A 15,692-nucleotide genomic window follows, 5' to 3' on the forward strand; every position below is an offset into this window, starting at 1 on the left:
TCGATGAGTTACAGGCGCTGCCAGGTGGAGCGGAAAGAAACAGTTTACTGGTAATCCCGTCATTGACAGTGAGATGGTAAAACACCTCACTTAAAGAGCAGCAAGAATGGCGGATTCCATTTTCTCCGGGGTGGTGGTCGGGGCAAAGCGTTTGATCGGTTTGCCGTCGCGGCCGATCAGGAACTTAGTGAAGTTCCACTTAATACGACCACCCAGCACGCCGGGTAATTCATCTTTCAGGTAACGGAAAATCGGGTGCGTTGAGGTGCCATTGACCTCAACTTTCCCGAACATCGGAAAACTCACACCATAGTTGATGTGGCATGTCTGCGCGATTTCTTCGGCACCGCCGGGTTCCTGCTTTCCGAACTGGTTGCAGGGAAAACCCAGCACCACCAGCCCCTGCGCGGCGTACTTTTTATAGAGCGATTCAAGACCTGCGTATTGTGGCGTGAATCCACAATGGCTGGCGGTATTAACCACCAGAACCACCTTGTCAGCGTAGTCGGCCATCGGGATGAGCTGGCCATTCAGACTGGTGGCAGTGAGTTGATAAAAGGGAGACATGTCGCAATCCTCAGAGCAAAAACCGTGTGACGTTAACATTACCACAGAGTGCATAACGAGAGCGGGGTCTGGGAAGCAGATGCTTAGTTAGCAGGCCAGCATCCTGGCTTCAGGTGCTACCACCTGAGTTAATGACTATTTCCCACGTCAGATTTGGTTGTTATTCCTGATGAATTTTAACCACGACTTTACCCTTTGCATGTCCCTGTTCAAGGTAAGCCAGGGCATCTTTTGTGTCTGCAAATGGGAACACCCTGTCGATTACCGGTTTGATGTGTTTTGCTTCTATAAGTTTGCCGATTTGGGTGAGTTGATCGCCATCAGGACGCACAAAGAGAAATGAATAATCCAGACCGCGCTTTTTTGAAAGGCGCATAATTTTGCGACTCATCAGGGCAAAAATCATCCGCAGCAAGATATTCAGCTGCCGGGCTCGCGCGAAATTAACGTCTAATGGACCAACCAGAGAAACAATCTTTCCACCAGGTTTAAGAATCTGCATGGATTTTTCAATGGAATCCCCCCGCAGCGTGCCGAGTACGAGATCGTAGCCACTCAGCACGGTTTCAAATTCCTGCTTTTTATAGTCGACCACTTCTTCTGCGCCCAGCCGACTCACCCACTCTACGTTGGCTGAACTGGTCGTCGTCGCTACCCGGGCGCCAAGATGCTTTGCCAGCTGAATCGCAATAGTGCCAATCCCTCCCGAACCTGCCGGAATAAACACTTTTTGGCCAGGCCGCAGATGTGCTCTCTCTGTAAACGCCTGCCAGGCGGTGAGGCTAACCATCGGCAGTGAAGCAGCCTCAATGAAATCCATATTTTCAGGCTTAAAAGCCGCGAGACTTTCAGGAACGCATGCAAAATCGGCGAGTGAACCTGTTCCCGTGTCGAAAATGCTGGCGAAGACTTCATCGCCCGGCTTGAAACGTGTCACCCGACTTCCTGTTGCAATCACCACGCCTGACAAATCACTGCCCAGCGTCGCCGGAAGTTTAAAATGCAGAATCGGTTTGAAAATTCCGACGGGGATAATGTGATCAATGGGATTCAGACCAACGGCATAGACTTTTACCAGGATTTCATCGGCAGCGGGGGAAGGGTAATCTACATTTTCAAATCCCAGCTCAGGTGATTTCCCGTAGCGCTTAAACCTAAAGGCTCGCATCGTCCTGGTTTTCATTTGGTGTTTATCCTCTGATGTTTAGCACTGACGTACTTTCAGGTGCCTCTGTTGCTGAGCGAAAAAACGGCTCCGCGAGCAACGTAATAAATAATGGAATAAGGTTTTGCCGGTTAATATGCTTATGCCACCATTAAGAGATTCATGGTCGATTTACCGTTCAGCAGAACCCTGTAAAAGGTTCTGCTGAGCAGGGCTTAGCTAAAGGGTTTTGTATCGCTCTGCGGCCTCTTCCTGTCGGATGTCCGAGAGCAGACCCTGACGGGAGGCATCAAGAACATCCCAGCGCTCAGCTTTGTGTAATGGCGGAATCGTCACGTGTTCGCGGCGGTCAAAACCCGCTAGAGCGGCGTCAACCAGTTCGCCCACTTCCATCATTTTTGAGGCGTTACTAATGTCGATACCGGCACGATCCCAGATTTCGGTGTACGTACCTGCAGGGAGCACCGCCTGGATATAAATGCCTTTTGAAGAGAGCTCAACGTTCATTCCCTGAGAGAGGAAAAGAACAAAGGCTTTTGTTGCGCCGTAAACCGTCATTGCAAATTCCGGGGCGAGTCCGACTACGGAACTGATATTGACGATCGAACCTTCTCCGGCTTCTGCGAACCGGCGTGCTGCAGCAGTGGCCAGTCTCGTCAGGGCAGTGACGTTAAGCGCGATAAGGCGCTCAATGGAATCAGGCGTCTGCTCGGTAAACGTGCCGGACTGAGCGATACCTGCGTTATTGATAAGAATACCTATCCGCGTGTCTTCCCGGAGGCGTGCTTCAACAGCAGCTAAATCACTCGCCAGCATGAGGTCGGCAGGCAGCACATCGACGGAAATATGATTTTCCTGACGCAGCCGTTCAGCAAGCGCCTCTAATTTCAATTTGTCGCGAGCAACCAGAACCAGGTCATGTCCACGACGTGCAAAGCGCTCAGCGTAAACAGCACCAATACCCGTTGATGCGCCTGTAATGAGGACTGAAGTACGAGTCATAGTTTTATCTTCTTCATTTGTTTGATAAAAATCGCCGTTAGCGATATAGGGTTAACCGTGATACCTGAAGAGTGATTAACTGTTACCGCTAAGCGATGGATAGTCTGTGTAGCCCTCCGCACCACCGCCATACAGTGTTTCAGGATTAAGCGGGGCCAGAGGTGCTCCCGACTTAAGTCTTTCGACAAAATCGGGGTTAGAAATGAAGGGGCGACCGAACGCGAACAAATCGGCTTTGTCCTGTGCAAGATGGTCAGACGCCAGCGCCAGGTCATAGCCATTGTTACCGATGTAGGTGTTTTTAAAGCGGCGACGCAGTGAAGCGTAATCGAACGGTGAGACATCACGGGGACCTCCCGTCGCGCCTTCAACGACATGCAGATAAACGATACCTGAAGCATCAAGTTGCTCTGCCAGGTAGTCATATTGTGGCTGCGGATCGCTGCATGAAATCGCATTAGCAGGTGAGACCGGTGAGATGCGAACGCCCGTCCGCGCTGCGCCGATCTCATCTTTCACGGCCTCCACGACCTCTAGTAGTAGGCGCGCACGATTCTCTACTGAACCGCCATATTCATCGGTGCGCTGATTGGCACCATCTTTCAGGAACTGCTCAAGCAGATAGCCATTCGCACCGTGTATCTCTACGCCATCAAAGCCTGCGGTAATGGCATTGGCTGATGCCTTTCTGAAATCGGCAACAATGCCTTTTATTTCCTTCAGCTCAAGCGCTCTGGGTTCTGAAACATCAACAAAATGGTTGTTCACGAAGGTTTTGGTTTCAGCACGGATAGCTGACGGCGCGCCTGGTGCGGCTCCTTCTGGCTGTAAATCGACATGTGAAATTCGACCTGTGTGCCACAACTGCACAAATATCCGTCCGCCTTTGTCATGTACCGCATCTGTGACTTTACGCCAGCCCTCAATCTGGGCCTGCGTGTAGATCCCCGGCGTATCCTGATAGCCCTGCGCCTCTGCTGAAATCTGCGTAGCTTCGGTAATCAGTAACCCTGCTGTGGCACGCTGAGCGTAGTAAGTCGCTGCCAGTTCACCTGGCACCAGGCCTGCGCCTGCCCGGTTACGCGTCAGCGGGGCCATCACGATGCGATTCGCAAGCGTGACAGATCCCAGTTCATAGGGCTGAAATAAGGATTGATTCGTCATGGTTATTCCTTTGCGGATTAGCGGGTCAGTAAACTGATTTAATGATGATGATCGTAATCATTAAAGTCAACTGGTTTGATTATGATCATCATCAATGTATACTTAAGCTCAGTTTCAGGAGGAAAAGATGAAAGTGTCAAAAGAGCAGGTTCGCGAAAACAGGAACCGAATCGTTGAAACGGCGTCAGAACTTTTCCGTGAGCGGGGTTACGATGGGGTAGGCGTCGCTGAACTGATGTCAGCCGCAGGGTTAACGCATGGCGGGTTCTATAAGCACTTTGGGTCGAAAGCCGATTTGTTAGCCGAAGCGATGAGCTGCGGCTTCGCGCAATCGGCGGAAAAAACTCAGGGTGTGAGTCGGGAAAAGTTCGTTGAATATTACCTTTCCCGGCAGCATCGCGATGATATGGCAAAGGGGTGTGTCATGTCGGCTTTGGGCACCGATGCAGCGCGCCAGTCTGAATCCATCCGCGAGACCTTTGCGGCCGGAATTGAACGACAGCTTGCCGTTTTAGAAACGGAACAGGTCACGCGTGCGGATCTGATCAATACGCTCGCGCATCTTGTGGGTGCACTGATGCTTTCGCGTGCCTGCCCGGATAATTCCGGGCTTGCTGATGAAATTCTGGAGGTCTGCCGTACGCGTCTGATCAGCCCGGATGCCTGTAAAGATTGAATCGAAGCTCTTCCCGTTCAACCTTACTAAAATCGTTGCGGCCTGGACTGAACGCACCAGCCCGCTGGCGTTTTGTTATGAACGGCGGGAATGCGTAATCCGGACTTCCCGTTCCGGATACTATTCCCATCAACGGGCTATCGATCAGTCGGCCATCCACCTGGGACAGTGACGCATCACTCAGCCGTTGTCGCGGAATCCGGGATAAAGGCTCATTCCACCATCGATAAAAAGCGTGGTGCCATGAACGTAATCAGAGAGATCACTGGCAAGCCAGACGACGGCATTCGCCACATCTTCAGCCGCACCGATACGCCCGTAAGGGATGAGCTTTAACAGCGCTTTGCCAGCTTCACCCTGGGTACTTTCCTCGTTGATGGCGGTAGCGATAGCGCCGGGTGCCACTGCATTGACACGAATACGTTCTTCACCCACTTCCTGAGCCAGACTTTTCATCAGCATGTCAACGCCGCCTTTTGATGCGGCATAGTTGACGTGTCCGGCCCAGGGAATGAGCTGATGAACCGAGCTCATATGAATAATCTTACCAACAGCTTTGCTGATGTCCTTGCGATGCTCCTGACGCTTGAACTGACGCAGCGCAGCACGCGCGCAGAGGAACTGGCCAGTCAGGTTCACGTCCAGAACGGTATTCCAGTCCTCTAGCGTCATCTCAATGGACGGGGCATCTTTCTGCAGTCCTGAGTTCGCCACCAGGATATCCAGCCTGCCAAATTCCCTGATTGTCTGGTCAAAAAGATTCTCTACATCCGCCTCTTTAGACACGTCACCTTTGACAGCAATTGCACGGCCTCCATCGGCGCGGATTTTCTCAGCCAGCTCCCCGGCCGGTTCCGCCTGGCTATGGTAGTTAATCACTACACAGGCACCTTCTTTAGCGAGTGCTTCTGCGCAGGCATAGCCGAGACCCGAGCTGGCACCGGTAACCAGCGCAACCTGATTTTTGAGAGAAAAGATCATAAGGCATCCTTATTTCTGTAAATGATGAGCGTCTTAAACCCGGCCGGCATCATCAGGGGAGTGAATATCGATGTATCGCTGACACTACGATGTCCAGCCACCCCCAAACTGATTAATCGGCTAGCCGGATCGGGCGCATGGGCCTGAGTCACTGAATTATAGATGTGAAGTACAGGGTTAGCCGCTAATGCGGTCCTGGTGGATAGTCAGGAAACGTTGAAGCAGGAACATAAGCAGTAAAAAATGGGATATCTGAAAGGCAAAAAAGCAGCTATCAGAAGATAGCTGCTTTTGGCGCTCAGGCTTTTCTGGCTGGAATCACTTTTACTATTTATTGCTTATTGCCTGATAAACAGGCCAGAGCTTGATCATTTTCTATCAAGACCACGAGACCGGCCCCCTTTTCCTGAGGCAGAGGAGGTGGTAATGAACGCTAAAGAGTCTTTACCACCATTCCAGCCGCGGCCAGCATCATGATGGTACCGGCTGAACGGAAAAGGAGTCGTTGCGCTTTAGCACTGGTCAGGAGGTGGCGTATCCTGAGGGCTGCAAAAATAAAAACGGCTCCCACACTTAAAAGGACTAACACGGTAAGCGGAACCAGCAGTCCTCCCCACATCTGAAAAGATACATTATCGAGAGAGATAACCAGAGGCAGTATAGCCAGATAGAAAGCGATGGTTTTAGGGTTTCCCAGCGTTATGGTCAGTCCTGAAAACCAGGCTGATGCCAGTTCTCGTTTTGTCGCTTTTTGATCGATATTTATTGCCTGAGGCTGGTGGCACCAGAACTGCCATGCCAGCAGGCATAAAAAGAGTGAGGCAGCCCAGTTAATCAGCGTAAAGAGAGAGGTAAAGGTATGAGCGATCACCGCCAGACCAAATACCGCCACAGATAAATAAATCAAATCTCCGAGAATGAGACCGGCCAGCATCGTAAAGCCTGTTATTGCGCCCCCACTCACGCTGCGAGCGACTAATGCAGTCATCCCCGGACCCGGAATTGCAGCAGCTAAACCGAGTGCAGCAATATAAGATAGTATTTCAGTAGTTCCTGACATAGTTATTCCTGTTGAAATGCACTTCGGTAAAAGGGAACAGAGTTAGTTGTTCAAAAATGCCTGGTTCTGAGCGATGGTTGTCATATAAAAATCTTAATTAAGGGTTAAAGATATGCATCCTTTTTATCAGTTGGTTTAACGTTGAAAGTGGAGGTTAGATTATTCCAAAGCGGATATTGCTGCATTAATTTAACTACGCAGATGACAAGTTTAATTTTCATGTGCGCGCAGTGCTCTATCCGATCCTCTCTTCAAGAGATGATCAGCTCCCTGTATTCTTTAAATTAAATTGAATCATATGCATTAAGTCAGGGTTCAGTTTTCCCTTATATTGTTTGTAATAACAACCTGGAAAAGTAAATATATTATGCAGCAGGAAAGCGGAAAATTGTTACCTGTATTATTTACTTAATGCCTGTTTTTAGGTAAAAGTAACCTTAAACTGCTTCCACAAAGAAAGGAATTTCCCCTTATGGCGCTTAGCTCGACAGATATGAAAATTCTCGAAATTTTACAGGACGATGCCCGGGTAACTAACCAGGTACTGGCGGAGAAGATAAATATTTCAGCATCTCCCTGCTGGCGCAAAGTTCGTAAGCTCGAGGAAGATAAAGTGATTCAGGGCTATCGTGCTGTTATTGACCGCAAGAAAATTGGGCTGGGAGTAATGGTTTTCATTCGGGTCGTCATTGACAGCCATAGCGAAGCGGAGGCCAGAAAATTTGAAGAGGAAGTGACTGCCCTGGAGGATGTGGTTGCCTGTTATAGCATCGGTGGGGATGCTGACTTTCTGCTACAGGTTGTGGCTTCAGATCTGGACTCCTATGCTGATTTTGCAATGTCAGTGGTACGCAGATTGCCAGGAATTAAAGAAATGCAGAGTATGTTTGTGCTTAAAGAGATCAAACCACTCGTTAGTTATCCTATTAAGAAAATCTCTGAGTAGTTTATCGCTGCCGTGATGCCCAGTGACTGATTATCAATTCCGCATAGAGCGGATTTAATGATCAGGAATGCTACCTGCGTTATTCAGAGCACAAAACTGATATCCGGCATGATCTTACACAAGTTAATAGTGGCATAGCGTTAGCGAGCGTGCTGACTCTCCTCATTTTTCTGCTTTAACAACACGAGTATTTGTGATGACTTGATTGTTGATAACGACCAATAGTGCCTTTCAAACCGGAGCAGCCAGCAGCTTAAACTTTAATTCATAGCTTATCTTCAGGCTCTGTCAGCTTAAAAGAGACGCTTATTTACATGAAATTATGCCATCAATCTTCCTCCAGCCATAAAGTCCATGCTTTACCGTGACGATAACCGTTGTACCGGGATTTGCCGGCGTAGTTTAAGCTTTAATGTCAGGGCGGGGTTTTCACGATGCCGCGCCCTGACATTCTTTCTCGCGACTGGATGATTTCAGTCGCCGAGCCTATTTAAGGCGTCTCATCAGAAAATCGGGCGCTAATCGCATCACGTTCGTAGCCCTGCGGTTGTGTCAGAATATGGTATAAATCAGGACGGCGACCATGGATCCAGCGACGTCCGGTACTCATTGCAAGCAGACTCAAATCAAGGTCAGCGCTCACCATAAAATCTTCCGCTGACCAGGTTTCATTAATGATTCTTCCATAAGGATCCAGGATCATTGCATTACCTGTGCGCACCTCATCATCATCTGCACCTACGCCGTTACTGAAGAGAATAAATAATCCGTTGTCATGCGCACGAGCGGGAAGCCATCTCATCAGCCATTCCCGACCATTTGCCCCTTTGAATGCAGCAGTAATTTCCTCCCTTCGCGTTTCCCGCTCCGCCCAGAGCGTCATCGGAATGGGTTTCATCGCATAAGGACTGCGGGAATCGGTACCGCCTGTCTGATGTGGCGCGAGAAGAATATCTGCACCCAGCAATGCCGTTGCACGCACATTTTCTACCAGATTATTGTCCCAGCAAATGAGGATACCTACTTTTACTCCCCAGGGCGTTTCAAAAACGGTAAAGCGGTCACCGCTGCTGATTGACGCATGTTCAAAAGCGTGGAGTTTGCGATGAGTGTGCATTGAGCCGTCGGGCATACAGGCAACATACGCATTATAGAGGCGGCCATCATCGGCTCTTTCGATAAGCCCGGCGCCAATCAGCATTTGATGTTTCATCGCCAGGGAACGAATCAATGTAAGGGAAGGACTCCCCTCGATCGGCTCGGCGAGAGCAGCTACCTCAGCCGAGTTGAGTTTGGGTACATGCCAGTAGCCAGTAATACACATTTCCGGGAAAGTGAGGATGTTTACCTGCTCAATCGCTGCCTGTTCAATAAATTTCTCCATTATCAGCAGATTATAATTTTTGTTATTTGCCTGATGCTGAAATTGCACGGTGGCAGCTTTTAAGGATGGATGGTTGCTCATAGTACTTCTCCGGTAGTAATCGAAACTGAATTACATAACCATTGCTGATAACTGTATAATCAAAAAATTTCCGGTTTCGATAACCTTTTGGAATGTAAAAATGAACATCCGCTTGCTTAAGGCCTTTTTGATGCTGGCTGAAAAAAGAAATTATGCCGACGCGGCACGGGCGTTGTTTATTTCGCAACCTGCATTGACCAAGCAGATTAATCTCCTTGAGTCCCTGGTGGAAACGTCACTTTTTACGCGGGGGCGTCATGGAGCCACACTCACGGGCGGTGGCAGGCGTCTGCTGCCAGAGGCTGAAAAAGTGGTCAGGCAATCCCGATTATTTATGCATCATGCAGAGCGGGTTTCAAAAGGGATTGAAGGGCATTTAGCCGTGGGGTTCGGTCTCTCAAGTTTTTATCTTGCACCACGCTGTATGGCAGAATTTCGTCGGGAGTGTCCGGGGATAGAGATGTCATTGACGGATCTTCCTTCCTTCCAGCAGTACGAACTTTTGCAAAATGATGAGCTCCAGATCGGTTTTGTCAGAGTTCCGCCTCCCGTAGCGCTGGATTACCTGCCATTGTTTACCGATCGATTGGTTTTGATTGCGCCTGCAAGTTCACCGTCATTGCCTGCTGATGACTGGCTGAAGAAACGCCCTCTGTTGCGACTTCATGCCGAGCGAGGACGGGGTTTAAATGCGCAAATTGATCGCTTTCTTCATGACAACGCGCTTTTCATATCATCCACTCAATTGAGTGATGATATACAAACTATTGTCGCGCTGGTCATCGCGGGCACGGGTGTTGCCCTTGTGCCATACAGTGTTATGCATATTGCACCGCCGGAGCTGGTTATTATTCCGTTAACAGGTGAGTCAATAAGCTGGAAAGTTGGCATTGCCTGGAACGCGAACCACGAGGATATAATCCGTGATAATTTTATTGCCAGTATTAAAAAGGGCATCGCGCTTCATGACGTCTGACCCTCCAGAAACAGGTACTCCTTTTGCCATATTGGATAGGGCAGGATTACTGACATAATTCTTAGTACCCTCTTCAGAACAGGGTCATGATACGAAAGCGACCCTGGAGACGAATAATTTCCTGTTGCGGATAGGGCTTCTCAATACAAACCGTCATTCAAAACGTTCTGCACAGCAGGAATAGCACCCCCGTTTCGCATTATGTATCTGGATATAACTAATCTGCGGATCGGCAAAAAAATGGCCGATGAGCTTTTCAGCAAGTTTCCCCTCAGCTATATCCGCCTCTTTTAAAAAATGCTTTCCGTCATAGGCCCTTAATGACAGCGTTCTGCTTAGCAGGACTTCAGGTAATTCATTGATGTAAATGCCTTGCCGGGTGCATCCCTCCCATATATAGATTGCATGAGTACCAAAATAGGGCGTGTCGGCAGGCTGATAGATGTGATTAATCAGGAGGGCGCTTTCTCCAACGGGGATATCGCACAATGAGATTCTGTCGGGATAACCCGGATAGCACTCTACCGTTTGTCGGACTGCATGGTGTTTTCTCAGATATTCATCGCTCTGTCCAAAAAGATGAGCAAATTGCCCGGCTTTCAGGCCAGTAATTTGGTATTTCATAGCATCCCTCTCTTTTCACCGTAACACCGCGAATAATGACGTTATCGAATACTGTGAGGAGAAACTCGCCGTTATCGGTCAGGGAATTTTATGATGTGGCCGTCCGACAGTGGCAGGCGAGTGCTTCATCAGCTGCAAACTCTCAGACGCTGGCTGATACCTTCACACAAGTGCTAAGGCCTCACTTCCCGACAGCGGCGCTCAAATTACTCTGTTCCCTCTCACTCTTTCCCGTTCTCCTGTCGTCACTTCATTAAAAAGATCGCTGAACTCCACCCGTTAACGACATACTCGTCACATAAACTAAGGTTGATGAATACTTTTTTGTGACAAATAACACAACCTCATTACATCTTCCGGCGGGAAAGAATTTTTATCGTGATAATGGTTTTACTCAGTACATAGCAGTTTTACAGAGTAAAACAAAGCGCTTTGCGGATTGCACGTAAAGCGATGACAAAATTGTGAGGATCATCATGTCTGAAAAACAGCACATCCCGACTTTCTCTGCCGATATTGAGCAGCAGACCGTTAAGAAGGTGGTCTGGCGCATTTTGCCCTTTCTGATTGTTTGTTATCTGATTGCCATTATTGATCGCGGCAACATTGGGATGGCTTCGTTGCAGATGAACGCAGATTTAGGATTGTCGAAAGCGGTATTTGGTTTTGCGAGTAGTCTGTTTTTTGTCGGTTACTTCCTGTTTGAAGTGCCCAGCAATCTGGCCATGCAGAAAATTGGCGCAAAGATTTGGATCTCTCGCATCATGGTGTCGTGGGGTATCATCTCTGTCTGTACCGCCTTTGTTGAAAGTGCCAATACACTCTATATATTGCGCTTTTTACTGGGTGCCGCTGAGGCCGGATTTTTCCCTGGCGTCATTCTTTATCTGACTTACTGGATCCCCGGAAAGTACCGTGCACGCGTGATTGCTACCTTTATGGTGGCCATTCCTGCGGCGAACTTTATTGGATCGCCCATTTCTGGTCTGATTTTGTCACTGGATGGCTGGTACGGTATGCGTGGCTGGCACTGGTTATTTATCCTGGAAGGTATTCCGGCGGTCATTCTGGGAATTGCAGCCTTCTTTTTACTGAGCAATCGTCCCACGAATGCCAGCTGGTTAAATCAGGAACAAAAAGCGTGGCTGAACAGCACTCTCGAAGCCGAAAATGCGAAGAAGAAGGCGATAGGTCATATCTCTTTGTGGCAGTTGCTGCGTCACAAACATATCTGGGTGATGGCGCTGATTTATGCAGGCGCGTCTGCGGCGGGCTCAACGCTGAGCGTGTGGTCTCCGCAACTGCTTACATCGTTTGGACTGGATAACTTCACCACCGGTTTAGTCAATGCGATTCCCTACGGCCTGGCCTCCATTCTGATGATTATCTGGGGGAGAAGTTCTGACCGCAGCGGCGAGCGTCGCTGGCACACCGCGTTAACGCTGTTCTTAATTGCAGGTGGCCTGCTGTCAGCCTTTATCACCAATAGTCTGACCGGCAGTGTGGTGATCCTGTCGCTGGTATTAATCGGAGCCTACTCAATGAAAGGACCTTTCTGGGCGCTGGCATCGGGATGGATGTCATCGACTACCGCTGCCGCGGGTCTGGCGGCTATCGGTGCGATGGCGAATCTGATCGGCGGTGGGGTGATGGTCAACGTTTATGGCATTATCAATCAGGCGACCGGCAGCCATACGCTGGCTATGGTGCCACTGGCTATCCTCTGTGGTATCGGGGGCATTGCCGTGCTGGTCATGGGCCGCAAAAAAGTGTTAACCATCGACGTTGAAAATAGCGCTTCGTCAGTCAGTAAATAAAGTAATCCAGCCTGCAGACGCTTAGCAGCGCCTCTGCAGGCGGGTTCTTCCGGCTTTATCTCTGCCATATAAACATTCCACATCCTGTCATTACCTGAATCAGTCCGCTGGTTGTTGATGTCTGTTATGTGTCAGATTCGGAAAGAACTTACCTTTGGGGATTTACTGACAATACCCAGTTTAAGAGCGTTCAGAACTGTTAAGCATGAGATCAATAAAGGCGCGTACAGCAGGATTTGAACGCCGGCTCGCATGCCATACCGCAGAAATATTATGCCGCTCTACTGAAAAATCAGTGAGAAGGGGCACTAACTCCCCGCGCTTAACCCAGGAAGCAGCCATAAAACTCGACACCATGCCTATTCCGGCACCGGCCGCCACAGCCGCGATAACGGCCTCGCTTGCATCGACGATGACAGCAGATGATGGCACAATTTCAATCTCCCGCTCGCCAACCCGGAACGGCCAGCGAAAAATCTGCCCCGTATTTTGATATCGCAAATTAACCGTTTTATGCCCGATAAGATCATGGGGGTGTTCGGGTTCCGGGCATCGGGTCAAATAATCTGGCGAAGCATAACAACCTATCTGATAGGGCGACAGGCGACGCGACAGAAGATTTGAATCTGCGAGGTCGCCGATCCGAATGGCTATATCAATACTCTCGTCAACAATGCTTATTATGCGATCACTCAGCTTTAAGTCGATTGTCACTTTAGGATGAAGTGCACAGAATTGCGGAAGGAGAGGCGCGATCACATGAACACCAATCGGAAACGATGCCGCAATGCGTAATGTTCCCGCTGGCTCCTCTCGCGATCGCATGGCGACCTGCTCAAGCTCCTCAGCATCGAGTAATAACTGCAGCGTGCGCTCGTGCAGTTCACGACCCTCAGCAGTCAGCACCAGCGAACGGGTGGTTCGGGTGAACAATGTGATGCCAAGACGCTGCTCCAGTCTCTGGATACTTTTACTTATCGCGGAAGGGGATACTGCCAGCGAGCGAGCGGCAGCGGTAAAGCTGCCGAGCGATCCCGCACGAGCGAATGCAATCAGACCTGTCAGTCTTTCAAAGATTATTTGTTCCTTCATGGCAATATTAAAGCGAAATCCAGCCCCATTATCAATCATCACAATTGGTCATATTCTGGCACCTGAATCTGTGTTGGAGTGAAATTGCCATGACTGAAATGATGAAAGCAGTACAGCTACATGCGTTTGGTGGCCCGGAGAATCTCAGGTATGAAGATGCACGCCGCCCAACTATCGGGGCTGACGAAGTCGTTGTGCGCGTGCATGCCGCAAGTCTGAACCCACCAGACTTGTATCTGCGTGATGGTTATCGGGCGCTTCCGGCTGAGTGGCGGCCCGAACCCCACTTTCCCTTAATCCTGGGAACGGATGTTTCAGGTGTTATAGAAGCCGTGGGCGAAAATGTTTCCGCATTCAGCACCGGAGATGAAGTCTATTCAATGGTGCGTTTTCCTGATGGGGTAATGGCCGGTAGTGGAGCTTATGCCGACTATGTAAGCGTTCCTGCATCAGAGGTGGCGTTAAAACCTCAGGGAATAGACCATATCCAGGCAGCGGGTGCCCCGATGTCACTGCTCACCGCGTGGCAATTTCTTGTCGACGTCGGCCATGATGCGCCTAATCCGTTTCAATCTTTCAACCATAAACCGGTTCTGCTTGAAGGCCGGACGGTGTTGGTTAACGGTGCAGGAGGAGGCGTAGGGCACATTGCTGTTCAGATCGCGAAGTGGAAAGGTGCGAGAGTCATTGCCGTCGCTTCTTCCCGTCATGAAGTGCTTATGCGCGAACTGGGCGCAGATGATTTTATCGACTACACCAAAGTAGCCGCTGAGAATGTAGTGAAAGACGTCGATCTGGTTATTGATGCTGTTGGCGGAAAGCATATAGAGCGCTTTTTAAGCTGCATCAGACAGGGCGGAGCACTATTTCTGGTGAATCCTTTGAGTTTTACCGGGCAGACTGAGGCCGCTCAAAAAGGGATTACTGTGTCAACAACGCAAGTGCGTTCAAGTGGTCTGCAGCTATCCGAAGCGGGGCTTTTACTGGAAAAAGGCATTATCAACGTCGTGATTGACAGCACCTATCCGTTAGCCATGGCATCAGCCGCACATCAGCGCGCTTCGTCAGGAAGTATCCAGGGCAAAATTGTGCTGACTAACTTCTGATTACCCCATCCCTGATCAGCCATTTTCTGAGGGCGAATAGTAGTCAGTTAAAGGAAAAATAAGATGCTTATCATTTCCGGTTATATGTACATTGATCCTTCTGTCCTGGAAAAATTTATGGGAGAACTTAACTTATTGGCAAATGCCGTTCGACAACGTGATGGAAACATTTCATATAAAGCTGCCGTGGAGGACTATCAGACCGGAAGTTTGCTTATATCAGAACGATGGGTGGATCAGGACGCGCTCAATGCCCATCTTATAAAAACCGACACGGTAGAGTTTATCAACCGATGGCAGGGAAAAATGAAGGGGGAACTCTTCAAATATGACGCCTGTAACGAGAGAGGGCTTATGGATGGGTAAATAAAAATCTTATTAAAATCGAGAGTGCTTTATTATCAAGCCTCGGATCTGTGAGTAATCGCTCTTCGCTCATAGCAGGCATAAGCCTGGACGATGGTCCGCTTTGTGCCAGAAGCGGACGTTCAGGGTATCATGTTGCAGTTAATGTTGAAGGTCCGGCTTACTCCCTTTCAAGTATGTTAATGATTAAATCGCGTGGAAAAATTGTCTCATTGGTGTGTATGAGCTCTTCAATTGTCCACCAATGATAATCGCGTATGACTTCCTGTTCATTGCTACTCCACCCTGAGCGGTCGAGCTCAACTGTATTTGCATCAATCATAAAGAAACGCTCTTCAGCAAGTACAGTCTCCCCACTGGGTAGCATCATTGTGAAGTTTTGGGACGCTATCTGTGGTCCTGTTAATGTCCTTATCAAACCCGTTTCTTCAAATAATTCGCGTATAGCGGCCTGCTCAAAAGATTCATTTTTTTCAAGCCCTCCACCCGGTGTTGCCCAGTATGTTTTTCCTCTCAGAGCTCCATCTTTATGACAGAACCTAAAGAGCAGGACGCGATTATCAGGCGAAACAATGATCAGTCGAGATGATGGTCGAATGCGCACGTACCCCCCTTAAAAAAGCTTAAATACTAATTCTTGATATTTATATAAACATAAATTGCAGCCTGAATCGGCCTATAGGTC

General features: G+C 49.1%; 16 protein-coding genes. 6 read left to right on the forward strand and 10 right to left on the reverse strand.

Translation table 11 applies throughout. The features are described from left to right. Positions 1-90: 90 nt before the first annotated feature. The 4 genes from HFD95_RS06875 to HFD95_RS06890 form a co-directional block, all read right to left on the reverse strand. Positions 91-567 carry a glutathione peroxidase gene (locus HFD95_RS06875; RefSeq protein ID WP_033773751.1) on the reverse strand — a complete coding sequence of 159 codons (477 nt, stop codon included), beginning with the start codon at positions 565-567 and terminating at the stop codon, positions 91-93. 160 nt (positions 568-727) lie between these two features. Beyond that, positions 728-1,750: an NADP-dependent oxidoreductase gene (locus tag HFD95_RS06880; RefSeq protein ID WP_167429998.1), complete on the reverse strand. Its 1,023-nt coding sequence runs from the start codon at positions 1,748-1,750 to the stop codon at positions 728-730. Positions 1,751-1,951: 201 nt separating this feature from the next. Beyond that, positions 1,952-2,734, reverse strand: a complete 783-nt coding sequence (locus HFD95_RS06885) for an SDR family oxidoreductase (protein ID WP_167429999.1) — start codon at positions 2,732-2,734, stop codon at positions 1,952-1,954. Positions 2,735-2,809: 75 nt separating this feature from the next. Further along, a complete protein-coding gene (locus tag HFD95_RS06890; protein ID WP_167430000.1) occupies positions 2,810-3,898 on the reverse strand; it encodes an alkene reductase in 1,089 nt (362 codons plus the stop codon). Between the two features lie 127 nt (positions 3,899-4,025). Between HFD95_RS06890 and HFD95_RS06895 the strand changes: the two genes are divergently transcribed. Beyond that, positions 4,026-4,574 (forward strand): TetR/AcrR family transcriptional regulator, encoded by a 549-nt coding sequence (locus tag HFD95_RS06895; RefSeq protein WP_061902267.1) that lies wholly within the window; start codon positions 4,026-4,028, stop codon positions 4,572-4,574. A gap of 180 nt (positions 4,575-4,754) precedes the next feature. On the opposite strand, the gene HFD95_RS06900 is transcribed toward HFD95_RS06895, so the two are convergent. Both HFD95_RS06900 and HFD95_RS06905 read right to left on the reverse strand, forming a co-directional pair. Then, positions 4,755-5,555, reverse strand: a complete 801-nt coding sequence (locus HFD95_RS06900) for an SDR family oxidoreductase (RefSeq protein WP_122890073.1) — start codon at positions 5,553-5,555, stop codon at positions 4,755-4,757. A 433-nt stretch (positions 5,556-5,988) separates the two neighbouring features. Next, the gene (locus HFD95_RS06905; protein WP_060678999.1) at positions 5,989-6,615 is read right to left on the reverse strand and encodes a LysE family translocator; all 627 of its coding nucleotides are present in this window, start codon (positions 6,613-6,615) and stop codon (positions 5,989-5,991) included. 472 nt (positions 6,616-7,087) lie between these two features. Between HFD95_RS06905 and HFD95_RS06910 the strand changes: the two genes are divergently transcribed. After that, entirely contained in the window at positions 7,088-7,561 is a 474-nt protein-coding gene (locus HFD95_RS06910; RefSeq protein ID WP_122890074.1) for an Lrp/AsnC family transcriptional regulator, read from the forward strand. Between the two features lie 490 nt (positions 7,562-8,051). Here the strand turns inward: HFD95_RS06910 and HFD95_RS06915 are convergent, their stop codons facing one another. Then, positions 8,052-9,026 (reverse strand): nitrilase family protein, encoded by a 975-nt coding sequence (locus HFD95_RS06915; RefSeq protein WP_167430001.1) that lies wholly within the window; start codon positions 9,024-9,026, stop codon positions 8,052-8,054. 100 nt (positions 9,027-9,126) lie between these two features. Here HFD95_RS06915 and HFD95_RS06920 point away from each other — a divergent pair, with 100 nt between their 5' ends. Further along, entirely contained in the window at positions 9,127-10,002 is an 876-nt protein-coding gene (locus HFD95_RS06920; RefSeq protein WP_061902266.1) for a LysR family transcriptional regulator, read from the forward strand. A gap of 153 nt (positions 10,003-10,155) precedes the next feature. Here the strand turns inward: HFD95_RS06920 and HFD95_RS06925 are convergent, their stop codons facing one another. Beyond that, complete coding sequence (locus HFD95_RS06925) at positions 10,156-10,626, reverse strand: DUF1203 domain-containing protein (protein WP_167430002.1); 471 nt, start codon at positions 10,624-10,626, stop codon at positions 10,156-10,158. 476 nt (positions 10,627-11,102) lie between these two features. On the opposite strand from HFD95_RS06925, the gene HFD95_RS06930 reads away from it, so the two are divergent. Beyond that, the gene (locus tag HFD95_RS06930) at positions 11,103-12,443 is read left to right on the forward strand and encodes an MFS transporter (protein WP_167430003.1); all 1,341 of its coding nucleotides are present in this window, start codon (positions 11,103-11,105) and stop codon (positions 12,441-12,443) included. A gap of 180 nt (positions 12,444-12,623) precedes the next feature. On the opposite strand, the gene HFD95_RS06935 is transcribed toward HFD95_RS06930, so the two are convergent. Further along, complete coding sequence (locus HFD95_RS06935; protein ID WP_167430146.1) at positions 12,624-13,535, reverse strand: LysR family transcriptional regulator; 912 nt, start codon at positions 13,533-13,535, stop codon at positions 12,624-12,626. Positions 13,536-13,624: 89 nt separating this feature from the next. On the opposite strand from HFD95_RS06935, the gene HFD95_RS06940 reads away from it, so the two are divergent. Both HFD95_RS06940 and HFD95_RS06945 read left to right on the forward strand, forming a co-directional pair. Further along, positions 13,625-14,641, forward strand: coding sequence for an NADP-dependent oxidoreductase (locus tag HFD95_RS06940; RefSeq protein WP_167430004.1), 1,017 nt, complete (start codon positions 13,625-13,627; stop codon positions 14,639-14,641). Positions 14,642-14,704: 63 nt separating this feature from the next. Then, positions 14,705-15,007 (forward strand): putative quinol monooxygenase, encoded by a 303-nt coding sequence (locus tag HFD95_RS06945; protein WP_010670690.1) that lies wholly within the window; start codon positions 14,705-14,707, stop codon positions 15,005-15,007. Between the two features lie 160 nt (positions 15,008-15,167). On the opposite strand, the gene HFD95_RS06950 is transcribed toward HFD95_RS06945, so the two are convergent. After that, positions 15,168-15,611, reverse strand: coding sequence for an NUDIX hydrolase (locus tag HFD95_RS06950; protein ID WP_031292560.1), 444 nt, complete (start codon positions 15,609-15,611; stop codon positions 15,168-15,170). Between the last annotated feature and the right edge of the window lie 81 nt (positions 15,612-15,692).

The organism is Pantoea sp. EKM10T (genome assembly GCF_011800685.1).
GTDB lineage: Bacteria > Pseudomonadota > Gammaproteobacteria > Enterobacterales > Enterobacteriaceae > Pantoea > Pantoea agglomerans.